The sequence below is a fragment of the Pseudomonas sp. 1D4 genome, from assembly GCF_001728925.1.
In the GTDB taxonomy this organism is placed as follows: Bacteria; Pseudomonadota; Gammaproteobacteria; order Pseudomonadales; family Pseudomonadaceae; genus Metapseudomonas; species Metapseudomonas otitidis.
Map to the genome: position 1 here is coordinate 1 of NZ_LXJQ01000038.1, position 23,201 is coordinate 23,201.

The window sequence follows — 23,201 nt, forward strand, 5'->3', positions numbered from 1 at the left end:
TTTGTTTTTCTAGTGGGGCGACCTTACCCCTAACGCCGCCACAGCCAAATACCCCCGCCGAAATAAAATTTCAGCGACGGTCATCCTGTCCTGGCGACCTTTATGCCTCCCTTCATAAGCCAGATGCCAGCGGTTGATGACAGGCAAAAAGAAGGGGCCTTCCGGCCCCTTCGAGGGTCTGCTGTGTTTCAGCGATCGACGTGGATCTCCACCCGCCGGTTCTGCGCACGGCCCGCGTCGGTGCCGTTGTCAGCCACCGGCTGGCTCTCGCCGAACCCCTCGGTGGTGACCTTGCCCGAGGGCACGCCCTGGCTGATCAGGTAGTCCGCTGCACTGCGTGCCCGGCGCTCGGAAAGCCGCTGGTTGTAGCCGTCGGCGCCCACGCTGTCGGTATGCCCGACCACCTTCACCGACACCATCGAGGCCCCGTTCAGACGGGTCGCGATGGTGGCCAGCTCCTGCTTGGCGGCGGCCGTGAGTTCCGCCGAGTCGAAGGCGAACAGCACCTTGCCCAGGTCGCTCAGCACGATCACTTCGTCCTCTGCAGGGGGCGGCGGCTCGTTGCGCACCATGTCGGGGTAGCTCGGCTGCGGGCAACCGTTGTGGTCGACCTCCATGCCAGCCGGGGTGTTGGGGCAGGTGTCGCGACGGTCGAAGACACCGTCACCGTCCGCGTCACCGTCCTGGGCATAGCAGATGAGGCCGCCGACCACCGCACCCGCGACGGCACCGCCCCCTGCCCAGGCTGAACTCTCGATCGCGCCCAGCCCACCGCCGGCCAGCGCACCGATCGCACTGCAGATTGGCCAGTTCCCCTGGTTGAGCGGCGCATCGCCCGTACTGGACGTCGAGGCGCAACCGGAAAGAACACTGCCGACCAGAAGAAAGAGAGCCACCCGTGGAAAGGTACTCATGATGAAGTTCTCCTGTGTCACCGACCGAATGCCGGCAACACAGGAGTAAAGACCCCGGCGCTGCGCTTGCCAAGGCTCAGGCCTCGCGAGGCGTGGCCTAGCGGCGGATGACGATCTCAACGCGGCGGTTCAGCGCGCGGCCTTCGGCGGTCTTGTTGTCCGCCACCGGCTCGCTCTCGCCCGCCCCGCCGACCGACTGCACGCTGTCGGCTGGAATCCCCGAGGCCACCAGGTAGTCCGCCACTGCCTTGGCGCGTTTCTCCGACAGCTTGAGGTTGTAGGCATCGCTGCCGACGCTGTCGGTGTGCCCGGTCACGCTCAGCCGAGCGCTGGGAGCCTCGTTGCGCAGCCGCGCGACGATGGTGTCCAGCTTGGTCTTGTCGGCCGGATCGAGCTTCGCCGAATCGAAGGCGAACAGCAGGTCACGGACCACGATGGTCTCCTCCTTGACCACCACCACCTCTTCCACCTGCTCCACCATCGGAGCCGCTGGTGGGCAGCCATTGGCATCCACCACGGTGCCGGGCGGCGTGCCGGGGCACTTGTCGCGGCTGTCCGGTACACCGTCACCATCCTCGTCGCCATCGCCGCGCGACCAGCAGTAACCAGCCGCCAGACCGCCGCCGAGCAACGCCCCCCACCCCGCCCAGGAACTGCTTTCGATCGCACCCAGCGCCGCACCGCCTACACCGCCTACTGCTGCGCACTTGGGCCAGTCGGTCTTCTGCAGACCGGCGCAGCCGGTCAGCAGAGTCGACACAAGTAGCAAGGGTATTGCTGTCCTTGTGATGCTCATATGCCTGTCTCCTCATGGTTGTCGGCCCGGAAAGCCGATCCCTGGGGAGTAAAGACGCGCCCCCTGCAAACTGCCAGCAAGGCACCCGGCAGAACTAGGCCTGGCTCCGCGGGCAGGCTAGTCTTCGCAGACCTGTCCGAGGAACAACGATGACCCAGAGTTTTTCCACCCGTACACCACAGCAAGCCGTCGCCGCCCTGCTCGACCGCTATGCCCCGGCCCGCCTGCTGCTGGTGGGTAACACCCCGCTGCCGGCGGCCGAAGCCTTCGCCGCCGCCCACCCAGACAGCCGGGTGGAGCACGCCCCCGCCGCGCCGCTGTCCGGTGCCCAGGCGGCCCAGCGCTATGACCTGGCCCTGCTGGCCGACTGCCTGGAGCACCTGCCCAAGCGCACCGGCCTGGAATTGCTGGGCGGCATCCGCAACCTGAACGCCAGCCGCATCGCCGTGCTGGTGGACCTCACTGCCTGCGACTGGCAGGACACCGACTTCTTCGCCCTGGCCCTCCAGGCCACCGAAACCTTCCAGCGCGAAGGTCAGGTGCTGCACCTGTTCACCTACGACCTGCACGAATACAAGCAGGTGCCCGACTGGCTGAACGCCAAGTACTGGGCCAACCCGGAAAACTTCGGCAAGTACTGGTGGTGACCATGAGCACAACACCCTGTGCCTGCGGCAGCGGCAACCTCCTCGACCAATGCTGTGGCCGCTACCACGCCGGCCAGCCGGCACCCAGTGCCGAGGCGCTGATGCGCTCGCGCTACTGCGCCTACGTACTGGGCCAGGTGGACTACCTGGTCGCCACCACCCTGCCGAGCCAGCAGGCGGGTCTGGATCAGGACTCGATCAAGGCCTGGAGCCTGGGCAGCACCTGGCTGGGTCTGGAGGTGGAAGCCAGCGAAGTCCTCGGCGGCGCCCCCGAACACGCCCGCGTCACCTTCACCGCCCGTTGGCATGACAGCCAGGGCGAGCACGCCCACCGTGAGCGCTCGTCCTTCGTCCAGCACGACGGGCGCTGGTATTTCATCGACCCCACCGTGCCGGTGAAAGCGGGCCGCAACGACCCCTGCATCTGTGGCAGCGGGCAGAAATTCAAGAAGTGCTGCGCGGGGTATCTCTAGACACAGCTGCGCAGCGAAAGGAATCCACGCCAACCCCAAGAAGGAGACACCCATGGCCAAGCGCCATTTGCTCATCCCCCTGCTCGCCGCCATGGCCTGCGCCAGCCAGGCCGCCGAAGTCCACCTCGGACTCGGCAGCGCCGAACGGGTCACCCGCCTGTTCGCCTACCCCAACAACTGCAACGTCATCTGCTACCGCGACTGGAGCCTGGAGCAGACGGTCGAGCACTACCTCAAGCAGAGCCTGGCCCGCGACGGCCTGGCCAAGGCCTCGGTGAAGGTCCACCGCGACAAGGACGGCGTCTACGCCAACTTCTCCGGCGTGCCGGCCGACTACGGCAAGCCGCTGATGAAGCTGCTGGATGCCGGCGACAGCGCCTACGAAGGCGCCAAGCGCCTGAACCACGACAAGCAGTGGCAGTACAACTGGTACTTCTTCCTGCCGCTGGGCATGGCCCTGGAAAACCGCCGCAGCGTCGAGCTGCTGCACTTCCCGCCGGACTACTCCCTGACCAAGGCGCAGGACTACCTCGAGTCCTCCACCACCAACCGCTGGGCCAGCCTGCTGGTGGTCAACGGCGTGGCCGCCGACGCGACCCCGGGCTACCAGACCATCATCGACATCGCCCCCATCGCCGCCCCATCCGACGCCGGCAGCACCCTGGAATCCGTCTACGACTACTTCACGCCCTACCAGACGCGGATGGTCCGGGAACTCACTGCCGGCAAACCGGCTGCCCTGCCCATGGTGGCGTTCGGCAAGCCGGTCCGGGACTGGGTGAAGAAGCAGTACAACGTCAGCATCGGCGTGCTCGGTCTCGGTCAGATCGACCTCGGCAAGGACCAGAAGGTCCCGGTGCTGGGCAGCAACCACCCGAGCTACATCTGGTACGCCGCCAACCCGGACAACTATGACGGCGACGAAGCCAAGGCCGACGCTGCCGGGCTCAAGGTGATGGGCCAGGACCTCAGCGCCGCCTGCTGGCAAGCCAAGCTGGGCAGCAACCCGAGTGCCGACCCGTCCACCACCCTTTCCAGTTGCAAGCAGACCTGGCAGGTGACCAACAAAGTGCAGACCTGCGAGCTGTTCTACACCTCCATCCGCAAGTACGACGCCGACAAGGCCAAGCAGACCTGTACCACCCCCCAGGGCTGAAGCAGGGCGCAACGGCAAGAACGAAAGAGCCCGCCAGTTCGGCGGGCTCTTTCGTTCACTCCTGCAGCTTCAGGTGCGAGATATCCGGCGGCGGGCCGGCCTGCACCGCCTTGGCCTGGCCCATGTCACTGCCCACCGGCGCCAGGCTGAACTGGCTGAGGTCCACCTTCGGTGCCACCGGCTCGGCCTTGGCGTCCTGCAGGTCCGCCCCCACCGGCGCGATGCCGAAGTCCGGCGCGTCGACGTCCATGAAGGCCGCCATGTACTCGTCCCGCGGGGCCACCTTGAGGCGTCCGGCCGGTGCGGCTGCGGGGGCCGCAGCAGCGGGCACCGGTGCCACGGCAGGCGCTGCCGGCTCGGCGGGAGGCGGGGGCGCCAGCTCCACCTCCTCGATCTCCACGTCCATGTCGCGCACATCCACCCGCGCCCCGGCCCGCTCCAGCGTCACCCGGTATTTTTCCGCCCCGGCCGCATCAAGATTGTTCTTGATCACGATGCGCCGGCCGGAAAACAGCAAGGCTATGCGCTGTGCGTCGGCCTGGAACAGCCTGGCGAGGTTGGCCTTCACCTGGTCGGCATCCGCACCGGGAACCAGTTGGCCGGAGAAGGCGATCTCGTAGCGGCTCATCGGTCACACTCCTGTCCAAAACAGCCCGCAGTATGGCGCAGGTTTTTTTCTGCCAACAACAAGTTGCAGCCGAGCAGTTGCTTGTTACACTTGAGCGTCTTCGGAGTATCGCGATGTTTTATCAGGCGCAAACGATAAGAATTCTCAGCCTACTGGTTTTGCTGACCCTCTCTGCCTCGGGCCTTTCCGGTTGTTCCACCTGGCTGACCGGGGGCTTTCGTGATCCCGACGTGCAACTGGTCAAGGTCGACGTGATCAAGGCCCGCCTCCTCGAACAACAGTTCCTGCTGCGCTTTCGCGTGGACAACCCCAACGACGTCAGCCTGCCCATCCGTGGCCTGGCCTATACCGTCTACCTCAACGACGTGAAGCTCGCCACCGGCGAATCCGACACCTGGTTCACCGTCCCCGCCCGGGGCCGCGAGACTTTCGAAGTGCCGGTGCGCACCAACCTGTGGCGTCACATGAAGTACATCGTCAAGCTGCTGGAAAAGCCCGACGAGGTCATCCGCTACCGCCTCGAAGGCGAAGTGAAGACCGGCCTCATGTTCGGCAAGAGCGTGCACCTCGCCCGCAATGGCGAGATAATCCCGGGCAACTACATCCCGGAGTGATCCACCCCATGAGCCAGCACGAACACGTCCATGGTCCCGACTGCAACCACGACCATGACCACGATCACCACCACGTCCACGGCCCGCACTGCAACCATGGCCACCAGGAGCCCGTGCGCAACCCGCTGAAGGAAGTGGGCCGCAACGACCCCTGCCCCTGCGGCAGCCAGAAGAAGTTCAAGAAGTGCCACGGTGCCTGATCCGCACCCGCACAACGAGGCCCGTCTAGTACGGGCCTTTTCGTGTCTGCCGGGAATCCTTTAGGCTGACCGACCCATTCCAGCGCCTCTAAAAACGTAGGCGAGGCAGTCAGCGCAAGGCAAAAACAGGCGAAAGAGCGCAGTTTACGTACTGTAAATGAGCATTTTGAGCCGGTTTTTAACGCGGCGATGACAACGCAGATAGTTTTTAGAGGTGCTGCTCCGAGGAGTCCCGCCATGATCGACCTGTACTACTGGACCACCCCCAACGGCCACAAGATCACCCTGTTCCTCGAGGAGACCGGCCTCCCCTACCGGATACACCCCATCAACATCGGCAAGGACGAACAGTTCCAGCCGCACTTCCTCAAGATCGCCCCCAACAACCGCATCCCCGCCATCGTCGACAACGAGCCGGCGGACGGCGACGAACCGCTCTCACTATTCGAGTCCGGGGCCATCCTGCTCTACCTCGCCGAGAAGACCGGGCGCTGCATCCCCCAGGACCTGCGCGGCCGCCAGGAAGCCCTGCAGTGGCTGTTCTGGCAGATGGGTGGCCTCGGCCCGATGGCCGGACAGAACCACCACTTCAACCGCTTCGCCCCGGAGAAGGTGCCCTACGCCATCCAGCGCTACGTCAAGGAAACCGCCCGCCTCTACGGCGTGCTCGACCGCCGCCTGGCCGACCGCGCCTTCGTCGCCGGCGACGACTACAGCATCGCCGACATGGCCATCTACCCCTGGATCGTGCCCCACGCCTACCAGGAGCAGGACCTGGACGACTTCCCCCACGTCAAGCGCTGGTTCCAGGCCATCCAGACCCGCCCGGCCACCGTCCGCGCCTACGACCTGGTGGAGCGCATCAACCCCGCCGCAGCCGTCCGCAAGTAACCGCTGCACCACACCCGGCACCCGTGATGCAGTGGGCGTCGGGCAGTGCTCAGGTGCCCCCGTCGGAAGGCCGGTCATCCGGCCCTTGCGCAGTCCGAAGCCGCTCTCTAACGTAGCGCGTTTCGAACCGCCGCCTTCCCCGGGAGACACCGCCCCATGGCTTCGCCTGCGCCCAAGCGCCTCATCTCCACCTTCTGCCTGGGCGCCGCCCTCAGCGCCATGGTCGGCCTCACCGGCTGCCAGTCCTGGCTGGACAGCCGCTACGCCGACAGCCTGCCGCCCACCTCCGGCTTCCAGCCGGTCAAGGGCCTGGCGCAGAGCGTCTCGATCCGCCGCAACCCGCTGGGCATGCCACTGATCGAAACCACCACCTTCCACGACGCCCTCTTCGCCATGGGCTACGTGCATGCCTCCGACCGCCTCAGCCAGATGGTCGGCCTGCGCCTCATGGCCGAAGGCCGCCTGGCGGAGATGGCCGGCCCGGGCGTGCTGGAGATCGACCGTTTCATGCGTGCGGCCAACCTGCGCAAGAGTGCCGACATCCTCTACAAGAACGCCTCCCCGCGCCTGAAGTCCTTCTTCGAGGTCTACGCCCGGGGCGTCAACGCCTACCTATACCGCTACCGCGACAAGCTGCCGATGGACCTGGCCGAATCCGGCTACCGGCCCGCCTACTGGAAGCCCGAGGACTCGGTGCTGGTCTTCACCCTGCTCAACTTCGGCCTGGCGGTGAACCTGCAGGAAGAGATCGCCTCCCTAGTCATGGCGCAGAAGGTCGGCGCCGACAAGGTCGCCTGGCTGCTGCCGGTCTACCCCGACGAGAACCTGCCCTTCGACGAAGCCGAAAAGCTCAAGGGCCTCAACCTCGGCGGGCAGATCCCCGGCCTGGCAAGCATCGACCAGGCCGCCGCCCAGGTGGCCGGCCTCGGCATGCTCGGCGTCGCCGCCTCCAACAACTGGGCCATCGCCCCGCAGCGCGCGCGCAACGGCAAGAGCATCCTCGCCAACGACACCCACCTGCCGCTGTCCATGCCCTCCATCTGGAACTTCATGCAGATCCGCTCGCCGAGATTCCAGGCCGCCGGCGTCTCGGTGGCGGGTGTCCCGGCCATCGTCGCCGGCTTCAACGGCAAGCTCGCCTGGGGCATGACCATGGTCATGGCCGACAACCAGGACCTCTACCTGGAGAAGGTCAAGCGCGAAGGCAACCGCCTCTACTACCTGGCCGACGGCAAGTGGCAGCCGGCCATCGAGCGCAATGAGACCTTCTTCATCAAGGGCGAGCGCCCGATCCGCGAAACCATCTTTGAAACCCGCCACGGCCCGCTACTGAACTCCGTACTCGGCCAACGCAAGCACCCGCTGCAGCCGGTGGAGCTGAAGAGCGGCCTGGGCATCGCCCTGAAGACCGTCCAGTTCGAGCAGGACACCACCCTCGACGCCTTCTTCGACCTGTCCCGCGCCCAGTCCGTGGAACAGGCCGCCGAAGCCACCCGCGCCATCCGTGCCATCGGCCTCAACCTGCTCACCGCCGACGCCCAGCACATTGCCTGGCAGGTCACCGGCCGCTACCCGAACCGCCGCGAAGGCCGGGGCCTGATGCCCTCTCCCGGCTGGGACAGCCGCTACGACTGGGACGGCTACGCCGACCCCATGCTCCACCCCTACGACCAGGACCCGCCCCAGGGCTGGCTCGGCACCGCCAACCAGCGCACCGTCCAGGGCGGCTATGGCGTGCAACTGTCCAACTCCTGGTTCTACCCCGAGCGAGCCGAGCGCATCGCCCAACTGGCCGGCAGCGGCAAGCACGACACCCGCAGCATGATCGCCATGCAGTACGACCAGACCACCCCCTTCGCCACCAAGCTCAAGGCCATGTTCGAAGACCCGGCCATGGCCCAGCCGCTCAAACAGGCCATCGACGCCCTACCCGCCGCCGAGCGTGACCGTGCCCGCGAAGCCCTGAGCCGCCTGCTGGCCTTCGACGGCAACCTCGCCCCCACCTCGGCCGACGCCATCTACTACGAAGCCTTCCTCCACGAGAGTGCGCGGCAGATCTTCCTCGACGAACTGGGCCCGGACACCAGCCCCGCCTGGCAGGCCCTGGTGGAGACCGCCAACCTCTCCTACTCCGCCCAGGCCGACCACCTCCTGGGCCGCGCCGACAGCCCCTTCTGGGACGACGTGCGCACCCCGCAGAAGGAAGACAAGCCCGCCATCCTCGCCCGCAGCCTCGCCGCCGCCGTCAGCTTCGCCGAAGGCAAGCTCGGCGCCGACCGCCGCAACTGGCAGTGGGGCAAACTGCACACCTACACCTGGGCCACCGACACCACCCGCCTCGCGCCCTACATGAGCGCCAGCCAGCGCACCGGCATCAACGCCATCAAGGGTTACCTGGACCGCGGCCCCTACCCCGCCGGCGGCGACATGAACACCCTCAACGTCTCCGGCTACAACTGGGGCAACGACTTCGACACCTGGCTGATCCCGGCCATGCGCATCATCGTCGACTTCGGCCAGCCGGAACCCATGATCGGCCTCAACAGCTCCGGCCAGTCCGGCAACCCCGCCAGCCCGCACTACGCCGACGGCATCGACGCCTGGCTCAAGGCCCGCTACCTGAGCTTCCCGTTCCAGTCGCAGAACCTCGACGGCGTCTACGGCACCAAGCGGCTGATGCTCACCCCGCAGAAATGATCCCCCCACGCGGAACTCCCCGCGTGGTGGCTGTCTATGTAAACGGACTTACTCCATAGATCACATCTTCAGGGCGCCCTCACCGGCGCCCTTTCTTTTGCCCGTGAAAAGCCTCAGCGCCAACCTGCGGAAAAATGCACGGACGTAGCCCGGGCTTCAGCCCGGGAAATCGGCAAGAAGGGAAAAGCCAGGGAAAGCGACCCCTGCATTGCACAGGGGCCGCCCGGGTTCAGGACGCCTTGGGCTTCACCGGCGCCTTGGGCTCCGGCTTCAGGAAGGGATACAGGTGCTGGCGCAGGATGCCGTCCGGCAGCGGCTTGCCGAACACCCCGTAGCGGGTCGGCCACTCCTTCGGCGGCAGCTTGAAGGTGCCGAATACCATGTCGACGATCGGCAGGTGGATCGCATAGTTCTTGTAGATGTAGTCCGGGTGCCGGGCGTGGTGCCAGTGGTGGTAGCGCGGTAGCACCAGCAGGTAGTTCAGCCAACCGCCATCGATGCGCACGTTGGCGTGGGCCAGCACCGCCTGCACCCCCACCAGGATCACGTAGGCGTTCATCGCCTGGGGCGAGAAGCCCATCAGCATCAGCGGCACCAGCACCCCGGTACGGGTCAGCAGGATCTCCACGAAGTGGATGCGCGAGCCCGCCAGCCAGTCCATCGCCGTGCTCGAGTGGTGCACCGCATGGAAGCGCCACAGCCAGGGCACCACGTGGTACAGGCGGTGCAGCCAGTACTGGCCGAGGTCCGCCACCAGCACCGCGAGGATGAACTGCAGCCAGACCGGCATGGACTGCACGCCGGCCTGGAAGGTCGCCGAGACCGCCCAGCCCCCCAGCAGCGTGGAGGACGCGGTGACGAAGATCAGGATGAACTGCACCAGCATGTGGCTGACGAAGAAGTACGCCAGGTCCGTGCGCCAGTGCGGCCGCAGGATATTCTGCTCCGGGTCCTTCGCGTACAGCTTTTCCAGCGGGATGAAGACGATGGCCGACACCAGCAGCGCCAGCACGAACCAGTCCAGCCCCAGGGAATAGGGCGTCTGGCCGATGGTCTCGAACTGGATGTTGGTGCCCCCCAAGAACACCGCCAGCCCCGAGGCCGCGATGCCGGTGAAGCCCAGGCGCTTGCGCCGGTTAAGCAGGATGTTCAGCGTGCCCAGGCTGAACGACAGCACCAGGCCCACCAACAGCACCGTGCGAGCGAACTGCTCGCTGTAGACCTTGCGGAACTCCGCAAAGGTCAGCCACTCGGGAAACAGGAAACACAGCACCGCGCAGAGGCTCAACAGGCCCAGTGCCGCAGACAGGTAACCACTGATACGCCCTTCCCCGACCCGGAACGGGGCGTGGCCATGGCGCTGGAAATAGGCTTTGAGAGCCTCCATCGGACATCCTCCTTGAAACCGGCCTTCTGGCCGTTCACGATCTTGACGCACCAGCCGCGCTCCAGGCCACCTCCGGCGACGAATGCCGCGTCCAACTGCGACGTCCATCGCGTTGAGGGCGAACCAACCAGCGCGCTGCCGGGTCAGCAACCACGAACCCACAGCAAGGCATCCCATGGACCTGGTCGTCGCCCGGCCGGAGGGCCTCTACTGCCCGCCCGGCGATTTCTACATCGATCCCTGGAAACCCGTCGCCCGCGCCGTCATCACCCACGGTCACGGCGACCACGCCCGCAGCGGCAACGGCCACTACCTCACCGCCACCCCCGGTGCCGGCGTGTTGCGCGCCCGCCTCGGCGACGTGCCCCTGCAGACCCTGGACTACGGCGAAGCCCTGCTGCACAACGGCGTGCGCATCAGCCTGCACCCCGCCGGCCACGTGCTCGGTTCCTCCCAGGTGCGCCTGGAACACCAGTGCCAGGTCTGGGTCGCCTCCGGTGACTACAAGACCGAAGCCGACGGCACCTGCGCTCCCTTCGAGCCGGTGCGTTGCCACTGCTTCATCACCGAATCCACCTTCGGCCTGCCCATCTACCGCTGGCAGCCCCAGGCCCAGGTCATGGACCAGGTGCGCCAGTGGTGGCAGGCCAACCGTGCCGCCGGGCGCGCCAGCGTGCTGTTCAGCTACGCCTTCGGCAAGGCTCAGCGGTTGCTCCACGGCCTGGCGGACGAACCGGGCCCGATCCTCGTCCACGGCGCCGTGGAGCCCCTCAACCGCGTCTACCGCGAAGCCGGCGTGCGCCTGGCCGCCACCCGCTACGCCGGCGAACTCAAGCGCAACGACCCGCTGCTGCGCGAAGCCCTGGTCATCGCCCCACCCTCTGCCGGCGGCAGCACCTGGATGCGCCGCTTCGGCGACTACAGCGACGCCTTCGCCAGCGGCTGGATGCTCCTGCGCGGCGCCCGTCGCCGCCGGGGCGTGGACCGCGGCTTCGTGCTCTCCGACCACGCCGACTGGCCCGGCCTGCTCTGGGCCGTGCAGCAGAGCGGCGCGGAGCGGGTCTTCGTCACCCATGGCTCGGTGCCCGTGCTGGTGCGCTACCTGCGCGAACAGGGCCTCGACGCCCAGGGTTTCAGCACCGAATACGGCGACGAGGACGACACCCCCGACAGCGCCGACGCCACCCCGGAGGCCCCCGCATGAAGGCCTTCGCCGACCTCTACGTGCGCCTCGACGCCAGCACCTCCAGCAACGCCAAGCTCGCCGCCCTGGAGGACTACTTCCGCCAGGCCAGCGCCGAAGACGCCGCCTGGGCCGTGTACTTCCTCAGCGGCGGCAAACCGCGCCAACTGGTGCCGGTGCGCCAGCTCAAGGCCAGCACCCTGGCCGTCACCGGCCTGCCCGAATGGCTCTTCGAAGAGAGCTACCAGAGCGTCGGCGACCTCGCCGAAACCATCGCCCTGCTGCTGCCCCCCGCCGCCAGCGACAGCCAGGAGGGCCTCGCCCACTGGCTGGAAGAGCACCTGCTGCCCCTGCGCGGCCTGCCGCCGGCCGAACTCACCGAACGCCTGTCGCGGCTCTGGGCGCGGCTCGATCGCGACGGCCTGCTGGTGTTCAACAAACTCATCACCGGCGCCTTCCGCGTCGGCGTCTCGCGCCTGCTGGTGACCCGCGCCCTGGCCAGCCTCAGCGGCCTGGACCCCAAGCGCATCGCCCAGCGCATGGTCGGCTACACCGACATCAGCCGCGTCCCCAGCGCCGACGGCTACCGCCGGCTGATCGCCGCCGAAAGCCCCGACGAGCACCGCGAACGCGGCGGCCAGCCCTACCCCTTCTTCCTCGCCCACCCCCTGCAACTGGAGCCCGAAGCCTTCGACGAACGCCTCGGCCCGCCCAGCGACTGGCTGGCGGAATGGAAGTGGGACGGCATCCGCGCGCAACTGGTACGCCGCGACGGCCAACTGTGGATCTGGTCCCGGGGCGAAGAGCTGGTCACCGAGCGCTTCCCCGAGCTGCACGCCCTCTGCCGGCAGTTGCCCGACGGCTGCGTGATCGACGGCGAACTGCTGGTCTGGAAGGACGGCCGCGCCCAGCCCTTCGCCCTGCTGCAACAGCGCATCGGCCGCAAGCGCCTGACCCGCCAGGTGCTGGAGGACGCCCCCGTGCGGGTGCTGGCCTACGACCTGCTGGAATGGCAGGGCGAAGACTGGCGCAGCCGCCCGCAACAGGCCCGCCGCGCCCAGCTCGAACAACTGCTGGCGGGGCTCGACACCCCGCTGCTGGAGCTGTCCCCGGAAGTCACCGGCGCCACCTGGGAGGTCCTGGCCGCTGAACGCCAGCGCGCCCGCGAACAGGGCGTGGAAGGCCTCATGCTCAAGGCCCGCGACGCCCGCTACGGCGTCGGCCGCACCCGCGAGGACGGCACCTGGTGGAAATGGAAGCTCGACCCCTACAGCGTCGACGCCGTGCTCATCTATGCCCAGCGCGGGCACGGCCGCCGCGCCAGCCTCTACACCGACTTCACCTTCGCCGTCTGGGCCGAGGGCGAAGGCGACGCCCCGCGCAGCCTGGTGCCCTTCGCCAAGGCCTACTCCGGGCTCACCGACGAGGAGATGCGCCAGGTGGACGCCATCATCCGCCGCACCACCGTGGAGAAGTTCGGCCCGGTGCGCAGCGTCACCCCCAGCCTGGTGTTCGAGCTGGGCTTCGAAGGCATCGCCCGCTCGCGCCGGCACAAGAGCGGCGTCGCCGTGCGCTTCCCGCGCATGCTGCGCTGGCGCCGCGACAAACCCGTGGAGGACGCCGACACCCTGGCCAGCCTGCACGCCCTGCTGGGCAACGCCCCGACAGAGGACGATGCATGAGCCGACCCTCCGACGCCTGGTTCAACGCCCAGGGCTGGACGCCCTTCCCCTTCCAGCGCCAGCTCTGGGACGCCGCCCGCCAGCGCCGCTCCGGCCTGCTCCACGCCACCACCGGCTCCGGCAAGACCTACGCCGCCTGGTTCGCCGCCCTCGACGCCATCGCCCCCGGCACCGCCAGCCCCGCCAAGCCGCTGCCCCTCTCGGTGCTGTGGATCACCCCCATGCGCGCCCTGGCCGCCGACACCGCCCGCGCCCTGCAGGCGCCCCTGGACGCCCTCGGCCTGCCCTGGAGCCTCGGCCTGCGCACCGGCGACACCGGCAGCAGCGAGCGCGCCCGCCAGGCCCGGCGCCTGCCCAGCGCCCTGGTCACCACCCCGGAAAGCCTCACCCTGCTGCTGACCCGCGCCGACGCCGCCGAGGCCTTCGCCCACCTGCAGATGGTGGTGGTGGACGAATGGCACGAACTGCTCGGCAGCAAGCGCGGCGTGCAACTGCAACTGGCCCTCGCACGCCTGCGCCGCTGGCACCCGCAACTGGTGACCTGGGGCCTCTCCGCCACCCTCGGCAACCTCGACCACGCCCTGGAGGTGCTGGTACCCGACGGCCAGGGGCTGCTGCTGGAAGGCCGCCAGGACAAGGCACTGGCAGTGGACACCCTGCTCCCCGACAGCGTCGAGCGCTTCCCCTGGGCCGGCCACATGGGCCTGCGCATGCTGCCCAAGGTGGTCGCCGAACTGGAGGCCAGCCCCAGCAGCCTGGTGTTCACCAACACCCGCTCCCAGGCCGAACTCTGGTACCAGGCCCTGCTGGAGGCGCGGCCCGACTGGGCCGGGCTGATCGCCCTGCACCATGCCTCGCTGTCCCGCGAGGTGCGCGAATGGGTCGAGGACGCCCTCAAGCACGGCCGGTTCAAGGCCGTGGTCTGCACCTCCAGCCTCGATTTGGGGGTGGACTTCCTGCCCGTCGAACGGGTCCTGCAGATTGGCACCGCCAAGGGCATCGCCCGCCTCATGCAGCGCGCCGGCCGCTCCGGGCACGCCCCCGGCCGCACCTCGCGGGTCACCCTGGTGCCCACCCACAGCCTCGAACTGGTGGAGGCCGTCGCCGCCCGCCAGGCCGTCGCCGAGCGCCGCATCGAAGCCCGGCAGAGCCCGGAAAAGCCCCTCGACGTGCTGGTGCAGCATCTGGTCAGCATGGCCCTGGGGGGCGGCTTCCAGCCCGACGCACTGCTGACGGAAGTGCGCGGCGCCTGGGCCTACCGCCACCTCGACGACGCCGACTGGGCCTGGTGCCTGGCCTTCGTCCGCCACGGTGGCAGCGCCCTCAGCACCTACCCCGACTACCAGCGGGTGGAGCCCGACGAGCAGGGCCTCTGGCGCGTACCCAACCGCGCCCTGGCCCGGCGCCACCGGCAGAGCGTCGGCACCATCGTCGGCGACGCCAGCCTGCAGGTGCGCTTCTGGGGCAAGGGCGGCGCCGCCGGCCACCTCGGCAGCATCGAAGAAAGCTTCATCGCCCGCCTGCGCCCCGGCGAGGTATTCCTCTTCGCCGGCCGCCACCTGGAACTGGTGCGGGTGGAAGGCATGACCGCCTACGTACGCCGCTCCAGTGCCCGCAAGGCTGCCATCCCGCGCTGGAACGGCGGGCGCATGCCACTTTCCAGCGAACTGGCCGCCGCCCTGGTGCACCAGCTCGGCGAGGCCGCCCAGGGCCGCTACGACAGCCCCGAGCTGCAGCTCGTGCGCCCGTTGCTGAGCTTGCAGGCCGCCTGGTCCGCCCTGCCCGAGGACGACAGCCTGCTGGTGGAGCGCCTGCACTCGCGGGAGGGCTGGCACCTGTTCCTCTACCCCTTCGCCGGCCGCCACGTGCACCTGGGCCTCGCCAGCCTCCTGGCCTGGCGACTGGCCCGCCAGCGCCCCGGCACCTTCTCCATCGCCGTCAACGACTACGGTCTGGAACTGCTGGCCGCCGAAGCCCCCGACTGGGACGACGCCCGCCTGCCCGCCCTGCTGGAGGACGGCGACCTGCTCGCTGAACTGCTGGACAGCCTCAACGCCAGCGAACTGGCCCGCCGCCGCTTCCGCGAGATCGCCCAGATCGCCGGCCTGCTCCACAGCGGCCCGCCGGGGGCGCACAAAAGCACCCGCCAGTTGCAGGCCTCCAGCAGCCTGTTCTTCGACGTGTTCCGCCAGTACGACCCGGACAACCGCCTGCTGCACCAGGCCCGCGACGAAGCCCTGCGCCAGGAGCTGGACCTGCCACGCCTGGCCGACGCCCTCGCCCGCCTGCGCCAGCGGCGCCTGGTGGTGAAGGACGTCGAACGCGCCACCCCGCTGGCCTTCCCCCTGCTGGTGGAGCGCCTGCGCGAGGGCCTGAGCACCGAGAAACTTGCCGACCGCATCGCCCGCATGGTGGCGCAACTGGAAAAAGCCGCCGACGCCCCGCCCAGACGGAGGCGCCGCCTGTGAACACCCACCTCGACGTGGACCTGGCCGGCACCCGCCTGCGCCTGCTGGGGGACCGCGCCCTCTACTGGCCGGACCAGCACTGCCTGCTGATCGCCGACATCCACTTCGGCAAGGCCGCCAGCTTCCGCCGCCTCGGCCAACCGGTCCCCGCCGGCACCACCGCCGCCAACCTGGCGCGGCTGGACCGCCTGCTGCACCGCCACGACACCCGGCGCCTGGTCTTCCTCGGCGACTTCCTGCACGCCCGCCACGGGCGCCACGACGGCCTCTGGCAGGCCCTGGCCGACTGGCGCGAACGGCATCCCGCGCTGCACGTCGACCTGGTGCGCGGCAACCACGACCGCCACGCCGGCGACCCGCCCGCCAGCCTCGGCATCGACCTGCACGAAGCCGAACTGCTGCTCGGCCCCTTCGCCCTGCGCCACGAACCCGACCCCCACCCCGAGCGCCACGTCCTGGCCGGCCACCTGCACCCCTGCCACCGCCTGCGCGGCCCCGGCCGGCAGAGCCTGCGCCTGCCCTGCTTCGCCCTCGGCCACCGCGTCAGCCTGCTACCGGCCTTCGGCGAATTCACCGGCGGGCTGGAACAACCGGCCACCCCAGGCACCCGCCTCTACCTCTGCGGCGACGGGGGCGTCTGGCCCGTGCCGGCGGCCTGAAACCACCGATCCGGGCCAACGACTGAACGTGTCGGCCCCAAGGGGGTCAGAACAAGGGCATTGTTCATTGCTCCCTGCGGCGCCCTCGTGGCGCCTGCTTTTTTTGGGGATATCTTGCTGGGGCGCTACAGCTTGGCTTCACCCTTCTTCCGTACATGCAGGCAACAAGCCCCACCCGACGACTGAGACATTCCCCCACATCCGTGACCCGGCGGTTTTTGATAGACTCCGCCCCCAGCGCCGGCCCAGCCGGCGCTGTCGTTTCTGTCACCCGGTCCGCCCTTTGCGTGGGCGACCACTGGAGGTTTTCATGTCCCGCATCGTTGTCGCGGCGCTCTACAAGTTCGTATCCCTGAAAGACTACGTCGCCCTGCGCGAGCCCCTGCTCAAGACCATGACCGAGCACGGTATCAAGGGCACCCTGCTGCTCGCCGAGGAAGGCATCAACGGCACCGTGTCCGGCACCCGCGAGGGTATCGACGCCCTGCTGGCCTGGCTCAAGGTCGACCCGCGCTTCGTCGACCTGGACCACAAGGAGTCCTACTGCGACGAGCAGCCCTTCTACCGCACCAAGGTCAAGCTGAAGAAAGAGATCGTCACCCTCGGCGTGCCGGGCGTGGACCCGAACCAGCAGGTGGGCACCTACGTCGAGCCGCAGGACTGGAACGCCCTGATCAGCGACCCCGAGGTGCTGCTGATCGACACCCGCAACGACTACGAAGTGGCCATCGGCACCTTCGAAGGCGCGGTGGACCCGAAGACCAAGTCCTTCCGCGAGTTCCCGGAATACATCAAGGCCCACTACGACCCCGCGGTGCACAAGAAGGTGGCGATGTTCTGCACCGGCGGCATCCGTTGCGAGAAGGCCTCCAGCTACATGCTCAACCAGGGCTTCGAAGAGGTCTTCCACCTCAAGGGCGGCATCCTCAAGTACCTGGAGGACGTGCCCCAGGAGCAGAGCCTGTGGCGCGGCGACTGCTTCGTCTTCGACAACCGCGTGACCGTGCGCCACGACCTCAGCGAAGGCGACTACGACCAGTGCCACGCCTGCCGCAACCCCATCTCCGTGGAAGACCGCCAGTCCCCGCACTACGCCCCCGGCATCAGTTGCCCGCACTGCTGGGACAGCCTCTCGGAGAAGACCCGCGCCAGCGCCCGCGAACGGCAGAAGCAGATCGAGCTGGCCAAGCAGCGCAACCAGCCCCACCCCATCGGCCGCGACCCGCGGCAGAATCCGAACCACTGACCGACAACGAGGGATCGCCATGGCCACTGCACGCCTGCTCTACGTGATGGACCCCATGTGCTCCTGGTGCTGGGGCTTTGCCCCGGTGGCCGGAGCGCTGATCGAGCAGGCACGTGACGCCGGCGTGCCGCTGCGCCTGGTGGTCGGCGGCCTGCGCACCGGCCAGGGCGCGGCGCTGGACCCGACCACGCGGCGCTACATCCTCGAACACTGGCACGCGGTCGAGCAGGCCACCGGTCAGCCGTTCCGCTTCGACGGCGCGCTGCCCGACGGCTTCGTCTACGACACCGAACCGGCGTGCCGGGCCCTGGTGGCCGCACGCGGGCTCGACGAGGACGCCACCTGGGCCCTGGCCCGCAGCATCCAGCACGCCTTCTATGCACAAGGCCAGGACGTGACCCAAGCCCAGCAACTGGTGGCCCTGGCCGAAGCCGCCGGCATCCCGCGCATCGAATTCGCCGAAGCCTTCGATGACCCGGCCACCCGCCAGGCCACTGCCGAGGACTTCACCTGGGTGCAGGACCTGGGCATCGCCGGCTTCCCCACCCTGCTGGCCGAGCGCGATGGCCAACTGGCCCTGCTGACCAACGGCTACCAGCCGCTGAGTGACCTGCAACCGCTGCTGGGCCGCTGGCTGGAGCGCATCGCCCATGGTTGATCGGCTGAGCTGGGCGGAGATCCGCCGCCTCGCCCTGCGCCACCGCAAGGCCCTCTGGCTGGCCAACGGCGTGGCCATCCTCGCCGCGCTCTGCGCCGTGCCGATCCCGCTGCTGCTGCCGCTGCTGGTGGACGAAGTGCTGCTGGGCAAGGGCGACGCCGCCCTGCGCTTCATGGACGGCTTCCTGCCCGATGCCTGGCAGGGGCCGGCCGGCTACATCGGCCTGATGCTGGCCGTCACCCTGGTGCTGCGCAGCTTCGCCCTGGTGTTCAACGTGCTGCAGGCCCGCCTGTTCGCCCGCCTCTCCAAGGATGTGGTGTACCGCCTGCGGGTACGGCTGATCGAACGCCTCAAGCGCATCTCCCTCGGCGAGTACGAAAGCCTCGGCGGCGGCACCGTCTCGGCCCACCTGGTGACCGACCTGGACACCCTGGACAAATTCATCGGCGAGACCCTCAGCCGCTTCCTGGTGGCCATGCTCAGCCTGGTGGGCACCGCCGGCATCCTGATGTGGATGCACTGGAAGCTGGCGCTGCTGATCCTGCTGTTCAACCCGCTGGTGATCTACGCCACGGTGCAGCTGGGCAAGCGCGTGAAGCACCTGAAGAAGCTGGAAAACGACAGTACCGCCCGCTTCACCCAGGCCCTGACCGAGACCCTGGAGGCCATCCAGGAGATCCGCGCCGGCAACCGCCAGGGCTTCTTCCTCGGCCGCCTCGGCGAACGGGCGCGGGAGGTGCGCGACTACGCCGTGGCCTCGCAATGGAAGAGCGACGCCGCCGGGCGCACCAGCGGCCTGCTGTTCCAGTTCGGCATCGACGTGTTCCGTGGCGCGGCGATGCTCACCGTGCTGTTTTCCGACCTGTCCATCGGCCAGATGCTGGCGGTGTTCAGCTACCTCTGGTTCATGATCGGCCCGGTGGAACAACTGCTCGGCCTGCAGTACGCCTTCTACGCCGCCGGCGGCGCACTGAGCCGCCTCAACGAGCTGCTGGCACGGGCCGACGAGCCACAGCACCCGCCGCGCATCGACCCCTTCGCCGAGCACCGCACCGTGGGCGTCGAGGTGCGCGGCCTGCGCTTCGCCTATGGCGAGGAGCCGGTGCTGGACGGCCTCGACCTGACCATCGCCCCCGGCGAGAAGGTCGCCATCGTCGGCGCCAGCGGCGGTGGCAAGAGCACCCTGGTGCAACTGCTGCTGGGCCTCTACACGCCCCAGGCCGGCAGCATCCGCTTCGGTGGTGCCAGCCTGGAAGAGATCGGCCTGGAGCGGGTGCGCGAGCACGTCGCGGTGGTGCTGCAGCACCCGGCGCTGTTCAACGACAGCGTGCGCGCCAACCTGACCATGGGCCGCGAGCGCAGCGACGAGGCCTGCTGGCAGGCCCTGGAGATCGCCCAGTTGGCCGAGACCATCCGCGCCCTGCCCAAGGGCCTGGACAGCATCGTCGGGCGCTCCGGCGTGCGCCTGTCCGGCGGCCAGCGCCAGCGCCTGGCCATCGCCCGGATGGTGCTGGCCGATCCGAAGGTGGTGATCCTCGACGAGGCCACCTCGGCCCTGGATGCGGCCACCGAGTACGCCCTGCACCAGGCCCTGGCGCGCTTCCTCGCCGGCCGCACCACCCTGGTCATCGCCCATCGCCTGTCGGCGGTGAAGCAGGCCGACCGGGTGCTGGTGTTCGACGGCGGACGCATCGCCGAGGACGGCGACCACCAGCGCCTGATCGACCACGGCGGCCTCTACGCCCGCCTCTACGGCCACCTGCAGCACTGAGCCGCCCCCTGCGTCACGCTGACGCACCAGCCTGTCAAGCAAACGTTACGCCCGCGCCCGGCATTGCCGGGGCGCGGTGCGCTGCTGTCAGGAAAAGCTGCCGCGGCCACCAGCGGCCAGCACAGTTCCGGCGCGCGACTGTGCCTTGTTTCGCGCCGGTGCGGCGGGTCAGATGGCCGCGCTCGACCGACAAGAACAACAACCGGAGGTCACCGTGACCCCAGCCTTGCTGCCCGGCGCCCGCGTGCGCCTCCCCGCCCTCGTCCTGCCCGCCTGTGACCCGGTGGTGCCGACGCGCATCCTTCCACCTGCGCCTGTACAATCGCGGCCCCCACTCGGGGACGTGCTGCTGCACGGCCACTAAAGGTCAACCGCCTTGCCCACGCCGCCGCGCCACAAGCGCAGCGGGTTCGATTTCCGTCACGACAACAAGAAAAGGTGACGCCATGCACGACGCGCAACACACCGGTTCGCTCAAGCGCGGCCTGAAGAACCGCCACATCCAGCTCATCGCCCTCGGTGGCGCCATCGGCACCGGCCTGTTCCTCGGCTCCGCCGGGGTGCTCAAGTCCGCCGGGCCGTCGATGATCCTCGGCTACGCCATCTGCGGTTTCATCGCCTTCCTGATCATGCGCCAGCTCGGCGAAATGATCGTCGACGAGCCGGTCGCCGGCTCCTTCAGCCACTTCGCGCACAAATACTGGGGCGGCTTCGCCGGTTTCCTCTCGGGCTGGAACTGCTGGGTGCTGTACATCCTGGTGGGCATGTCCGAACTCACGGCGGTGGGCAAGTACATCCACTTCTGGTGGCCCGACGTGCCCACCTGGGCCACGGCCGCAGCCTTCTTCGTGCTGGTCAACGCCATCAACCTGGCCAACGTGAAGCTGTTCGGCGAGGCCGAGTTCTGGTTCGCCATGATCAAGGTGGTGGCCATCGTCGGCATGATCGTCCTCGGCTGCTGGCTGCTGTTCAGCGGCAACGGCGGCGAGCAGGCCAGCGTGACCAACCTCTGGGCCCACGGCGGCTTCTTCCCCAACGGCATCAGCGGGCTGGTGATGGCCATGGCCTTCATCATGTTCTCGTTCGGCGGGCTGGAGATGCTCGGCTTCACCGCCGCCGAGGCGGAGAAACCCGCCCAGGTGATCCCCAAGGCGATCAACCAGGTGATCTGGCGCATCCTGATCTTCTACGTCGGCGCCCTGGTGGTGCTGCTCACACTCAGCCCCTGGGACGCCCTGCTGGCCAGCATCAGCAGCGCCGGCGACCCGTACAGCGGCAGCCCCTTCGTGAAGATCTTCGCGCTGATCGGCAGCGACACCGCCGCCCACCTGCTGAACTTCGTGGTGCTGACCGCCGCCCTGTCGGTCTACAACAGCGGCACCTACTGCAACGGCCGCATGCTGGTGGGCCTGGCCGAACAGGGCGACGCCCCCCGCGCCCTGGCCCGTGTGGACAAGCGTGGCGTGCCGGTGCGGGCGCTGGTGGTGTCGGCCCTGGTGACCGGGCTGGCGGTGCTGGTGAACTACGTGCTGCCGCACAACGCGCTGGAACTGCTGATGTCCCTGGTGGTGGCCACCCTGGTGATCAACTGGGCGATGATCAGCTACGCCCACCTCAAGTTCCGCCAGCACAAGGACCGCGAGGGCCTGCGCACCGCCTTCCGCGCCTTCTGGTCGCCCTTCGGCAACTGGCTGTGCCTGGCCTTCGTGGCGTTCATCCTCGGGGTGATGCTGCTGACCCCCGGCATCAACGTCTCGGTCTATGCCATCCCCGTGTGGCTGCTGGTGATGGGCGGCTGCTACCGCCTCAAGCTCAACCGCGCCGCCCAGGCCCGCAACGCGCTGGCCGCCGGCTGACGCAGCGCCCGGTCACCTGCCGGCGGCAGGTGACCGGGCAGCGAGGTCAGAAGTAGTAGCCCAGGTTGAGGTTGGTGCGGAAGACCCACTCATTGCTGCGCGACGAGGTGGCGCTGGTGAAGCCGGTTCCACTCTCCGCGCCGCCGTATGGGTTTGCGTTGCGCCCCCAGGTGAAGTCCAGCCACCCCATGATCGGCATCGCGATGAACTGCACCCCGGCGGTGAACATCTGCGAGTCATCCCAGTCGCGCCTGTCCTTGAGCATGCGGCTGTAGTCGTTGTAGAAGCGCAGCGTCTTCAGCATGCCCAGGTTTGGCGTTGGCACGTCGTATCCGACGTTGAACGACACCACCGATGCCCGCGTGGCGATCAGGTAGGCCGGGGTCAACCCGTTGCCCCCCATCAGGATCACGTCATCCCGGACTCCAGCCGGATTCTGCGGATCGAACAGGTAGCGGATGCCCTGGGTGGTGACGGTCCACTGGCCCGTGTTGAACACCGCATGTACACCGCCGGCGCGGTAGCTGCCGTCATCGCCGGTGGTGGCGTTGTACAGGCGAGCGGTGGCCAGGGACGCGCCCAGCTCGGCTTTCCACGCCTCACCGGCCAGTGTGCGCGCCACCCGCAGGTTCACCTGATCACGCTTCTCGTTGTCCTGGCGCTGATGAATCGAGGGGATGGCGTTCTCATCCAGGTCCGCGAAACGCCCCACCTCCGGCGAGAAGCGGATGTGGCTGGGCAGCATGCGGGGGAAGTACCCCACCTGGATGAGCCAGTCGGCGTCCTTGTACAGGTACTTGGCACCGGCACCGGCGCTTGAACCGTAGCCGAGGAAAAAAGGGATGTGGTAGCTCCAGCCGAACTGTGGGTAGGGCTCCAGGCCAAAGGGTTTGAAGGGCGCCCCCAGTTGCACGCTGGAGGTGTCATTGATCCGGTAGCCGACGAAACCACGGTCGATGGCACGCTTGCCGTCGTCCTGGAACCAGTAGCCCAGATCGGAGAAGAAGCCCTCGTGGGTAGCCTGCACGTCGAGTCGGAACGTATCGAAGAGGAAGCGTCCGTTGTTCTCCGTCGTCTTCCAGTGTTCATCGCGGTAGTGCAGGCGCAGGGCGCCGCCGATGTCCAGGGTGCTGCGGCCATCGTCGCTGCGCAGGCCGATATGCGGGAAAGGCTTGGCCGGGGCGACCGGGGGCGTGCCGGTAGCCGGCGCGGCCAGGGCGGGACCGGCAAGAAGCACAAGGCCGAGAGGGATCAGGTATCTGTTCATCAAGAATC

The 23,201-nt window shown here is 68.2% G+C and carries 20 protein-coding genes; 15 read left to right on the forward strand and 5 right to left on the reverse strand.

All coding sequences use genetic code 11. From position 1 onward, the window contains the following. Positions 1-188 precede the first annotated feature (188 nt). Positions 189-914 (reverse strand): OmpA family protein, encoded by a 726-nt coding sequence (locus A7D27_RS18325; RefSeq protein ID WP_069562389.1) that lies wholly within the window; start codon positions 912-914, stop codon positions 189-191. A 97-nt stretch (positions 915-1,011) separates the two neighbouring features. Beyond that, positions 1,012-1,710, reverse strand: coding sequence for an OmpA family protein (locus A7D27_RS18330; RefSeq protein ID WP_069562388.1), 699 nt, complete (start codon positions 1,708-1,710; stop codon positions 1,012-1,014). A 149-nt stretch (positions 1,711-1,859) separates the two neighbouring features. Between A7D27_RS18330 and A7D27_RS18335 the strand changes: the two genes are divergently transcribed. Genes A7D27_RS18335 through A7D27_RS18345 form a run of 3 tightly spaced genes read left to right on the forward strand, consistent with a single transcriptional unit; the run spans position 1,860 to position 3,986 of the window. Next, a complete protein-coding gene (locus A7D27_RS18335; protein ID WP_069565675.1) occupies positions 1,860-2,357 on the forward strand; it encodes a DUF6231 family protein in 498 nt (165 codons plus the stop codon). Positions 2,358-2,359: 2 nt separating this feature from the next. Continuing rightward, positions 2,360-2,830, forward strand: coding sequence for a YchJ family protein (locus A7D27_RS18340; RefSeq protein ID WP_069562386.1), 471 nt, complete (start codon positions 2,360-2,362; stop codon positions 2,828-2,830). Positions 2,831-2,882: 52 nt separating this feature from the next. Further along, positions 2,883-3,986: a hypothetical protein gene (locus A7D27_RS18345; protein WP_069565676.1), complete on the forward strand. Its 1,104-nt coding sequence runs from the start codon at positions 2,883-2,885 to the stop codon at positions 3,984-3,986. 55 nt (positions 3,987-4,041) lie between these two features. Here the strand turns inward: A7D27_RS18345 and A7D27_RS18350 are convergent, their stop codons facing one another. Further along, positions 4,042-4,614, reverse strand: coding sequence for a hypothetical protein (locus tag A7D27_RS18350; protein WP_069565677.1), 573 nt, complete (start codon positions 4,612-4,614; stop codon positions 4,042-4,044). Between the two features lie 113 nt (positions 4,615-4,727). Here A7D27_RS18350 and A7D27_RS18355 point away from each other — a divergent pair, with 113 nt between their 5' ends. The 4 genes from A7D27_RS18355 (at position 4,728) to A7D27_RS18370 (ending at position 9,016) form a co-directional block, all read left to right on the forward strand. Beyond that, positions 4,728-5,228: an LEA type 2 family protein gene (locus A7D27_RS18355; RefSeq protein ID WP_069562383.1), complete on the forward strand. Its 501-nt coding sequence runs from the start codon at positions 4,728-4,730 to the stop codon at positions 5,226-5,228. An 8-nt stretch (positions 5,229-5,236) separates the two neighbouring features. Beyond that, positions 5,237-5,428 (forward strand): SEC-C metal-binding domain-containing protein, encoded by a 192-nt coding sequence (locus A7D27_RS18360; protein WP_069562382.1) that lies wholly within the window; start codon positions 5,237-5,239, stop codon positions 5,426-5,428. Positions 5,429-5,665: 237 nt separating this feature from the next. Then, on the forward strand, positions 5,666-6,319 hold the full coding sequence (locus A7D27_RS18365; RefSeq protein ID WP_069565678.1) for a glutathione binding-like protein: 654 nt from the start codon (positions 5,666-5,668) through the stop codon (positions 6,317-6,319). Positions 6,320-6,475: 156 nt separating this feature from the next. Beyond that, positions 6,476-9,016 (forward strand): penicillin acylase family protein, encoded by a 2,541-nt coding sequence (locus A7D27_RS18370; protein WP_069565679.1) that lies wholly within the window; start codon positions 6,476-6,478, stop codon positions 9,014-9,016. 229 nt (positions 9,017-9,245) lie between these two features. Here A7D27_RS18370 and A7D27_RS18375 read toward each other — a convergent pair whose 3' ends face one another. Further along, the gene (locus A7D27_RS18375) at positions 9,246-10,403 is read right to left on the reverse strand and encodes a sterol desaturase family protein (RefSeq protein ID WP_069562379.1); all 1,158 of its coding nucleotides are present in this window, start codon (positions 10,401-10,403) and stop codon (positions 9,246-9,248) included. A gap of 175 nt (positions 10,404-10,578) precedes the next feature. On the opposite strand from A7D27_RS18375, the gene A7D27_RS18380 reads away from it, so the two are divergent. The 8 genes from A7D27_RS18380 (at position 10,579) to A7D27_RS18420 (ending at position 21,926) form a co-directional block, all read left to right on the forward strand. Then, positions 10,579-11,607: a ligase-associated DNA damage response exonuclease gene (locus A7D27_RS18380; RefSeq protein ID WP_069565680.1), complete on the forward strand. Its 1,029-nt coding sequence runs from the start codon at positions 10,579-10,581 to the stop codon at positions 11,605-11,607. Then, positions 11,604-13,268 (forward strand): ATP-dependent DNA ligase, encoded by a 1,665-nt coding sequence (locus A7D27_RS18385; protein ID WP_069565681.1) that lies wholly within the window; start codon positions 11,604-11,606, stop codon positions 13,266-13,268. Before A7D27_RS18380 ends, A7D27_RS18385 begins: the two co-directional genes overlap by 4 nt. Next, complete coding sequence (locus tag A7D27_RS18390) at positions 13,265-15,736, forward strand: ligase-associated DNA damage response DEXH box helicase (protein ID WP_069565682.1); 2,472 nt, start codon at positions 13,265-13,267, stop codon at positions 15,734-15,736. Before A7D27_RS18385 ends, A7D27_RS18390 begins: the two co-directional genes overlap by 4 nt. Beyond that, a complete protein-coding gene (gene pdeM / locus A7D27_RS18395) occupies positions 15,733-16,395 on the forward strand; it encodes a ligase-associated DNA damage response endonuclease PdeM (protein WP_069565683.1) in 663 nt (220 codons plus the stop codon). Before A7D27_RS18390 ends, pdeM begins: the two co-directional genes overlap by 4 nt. Before the next feature lie 310 nt (positions 16,396-16,705). Then, positions 16,706-17,641 carry a rhodanese-related sulfurtransferase gene (locus A7D27_RS18400; protein ID WP_069565684.1) on the forward strand — a complete coding sequence of 312 codons (936 nt, stop codon included), beginning with the start codon at positions 16,706-16,708 and terminating at the stop codon, positions 17,639-17,641. A gap of 19 nt (positions 17,642-17,660) precedes the next feature. Beyond that, positions 17,661-18,299 carry a DsbA family protein gene (locus A7D27_RS18405; protein ID WP_069563447.1) on the forward strand — a complete coding sequence of 213 codons (639 nt, stop codon included), beginning with the start codon at positions 17,661-17,663 and terminating at the stop codon, positions 18,297-18,299. Then, entirely contained in the window at positions 18,292-20,070 is a 1,779-nt protein-coding gene (locus tag A7D27_RS18410) for an ABC transporter ATP-binding protein (protein WP_069565685.1), read from the forward strand. Before A7D27_RS18405 ends, A7D27_RS18410 begins: the two co-directional genes overlap by 8 nt. 446 nt (positions 20,071-20,516) lie before the next feature. After that, entirely contained in the window at positions 20,517-21,926 is a 1,410-nt protein-coding gene (locus A7D27_RS18420) for an amino acid permease (RefSeq protein ID WP_069565687.1), read from the forward strand. A gap of 46 nt (positions 21,927-21,972) precedes the next feature. On the opposite strand, the gene A7D27_RS18425 is transcribed toward A7D27_RS18420, so the two are convergent. Continuing rightward, a complete protein-coding gene (locus A7D27_RS18425) occupies positions 21,973-23,193 on the reverse strand; it encodes a hypothetical protein (RefSeq protein ID WP_069565688.1) in 1,221 nt (406 codons plus the stop codon). Positions 23,194-23,201 lie beyond the last annotated feature (8 nt).

Excerpts from the sequence above, each read along its gene's own strand:
- A7D27_RS18325 (WP_069562389.1), bottom strand. The coding sequence starts at position 914 with ATGAGTACCTTTCCACGGGTGGCTCTCTTTCTTCTGGTCGGCAGTGTT.
- A7D27_RS18330 (WP_069562388.1), bottom strand. The coding sequence starts at position 1,710 with ATGAGCATCACAAGGACAGCAATACCCTTGCTACTTGTGTCGACTCTG.
- A7D27_RS18335 (WP_069565675.1), top strand. The coding sequence starts at position 1,860 with ATGACCCAGAGTTTTTCCACCCGTACACCACAGCAAGCCGTCGCCGCC.
- A7D27_RS18340 (WP_069562386.1), top strand. The coding sequence starts at position 2,360 with ATGAGCACAACACCCTGTGCCTGCGGCAGCGGCAACCTCCTCGACCAA.
- A7D27_RS18345 (WP_069565676.1), top strand. The coding sequence starts at position 2,883 with ATGGCCAAGCGCCATTTGCTCATCCCCCTGCTCGCCGCCATGGCCTGC.
- A7D27_RS18350 (WP_069565677.1), bottom strand. The coding sequence starts at position 4,614 with ATGAGCCGCTACGAGATCGCCTTCTCCGGCCAACTGGTTCCCGGTGCG.
- A7D27_RS18355 (WP_069562383.1), top strand. The coding sequence starts at position 4,728 with ATGTTTTATCAGGCGCAAACGATAAGAATTCTCAGCCTACTGGTTTTG.
- A7D27_RS18360 (WP_069562382.1), top strand. The coding sequence starts at position 5,237 with ATGAGCCAGCACGAACACGTCCATGGTCCCGACTGCAACCACGACCAT.
- A7D27_RS18365 (WP_069565678.1), top strand. The coding sequence starts at position 5,666 with ATGATCGACCTGTACTACTGGACCACCCCCAACGGCCACAAGATCACC.
- A7D27_RS18370 (WP_069565679.1), top strand. The coding sequence starts at position 6,476 with ATGGCTTCGCCTGCGCCCAAGCGCCTCATCTCCACCTTCTGCCTGGGC.
- A7D27_RS18375 (WP_069562379.1), bottom strand. The coding sequence starts at position 10,403 with ATGGAGGCTCTCAAAGCCTATTTCCAGCGCCATGGCCACGCCCCGTTC.
- A7D27_RS18380 (WP_069565680.1), top strand. The coding sequence starts at position 10,579 with ATGGACCTGGTCGTCGCCCGGCCGGAGGGCCTCTACTGCCCGCCCGGC.
- A7D27_RS18385 (WP_069565681.1), top strand. The coding sequence starts at position 11,604 with ATGAAGGCCTTCGCCGACCTCTACGTGCGCCTCGACGCCAGCACCTCC.
- A7D27_RS18390 (WP_069565682.1), top strand. The coding sequence starts at position 13,265 with ATGAGCCGACCCTCCGACGCCTGGTTCAACGCCCAGGGCTGGACGCCC.
- A7D27_RS18400 (WP_069565684.1), top strand. The coding sequence starts at position 16,706 with ATGTCCCGCATCGTTGTCGCGGCGCTCTACAAGTTCGTATCCCTGAAA.
- A7D27_RS18405 (WP_069563447.1), top strand. The coding sequence starts at position 17,661 with ATGGCCACTGCACGCCTGCTCTACGTGATGGACCCCATGTGCTCCTGG.
- A7D27_RS18410 (WP_069565685.1), top strand. The coding sequence starts at position 18,292 with ATGGTTGATCGGCTGAGCTGGGCGGAGATCCGCCGCCTCGCCCTGCGC.
- A7D27_RS18420 (WP_069565687.1), top strand. The coding sequence starts at position 20,517 with ATGCACGACGCGCAACACACCGGTTCGCTCAAGCGCGGCCTGAAGAAC.
- A7D27_RS18425 (WP_069565688.1), bottom strand. The coding sequence starts at position 23,193 with ATGAACAGATACCTGATCCCTCTCGGCCTTGTGCTTCTTGCCGGTCCC.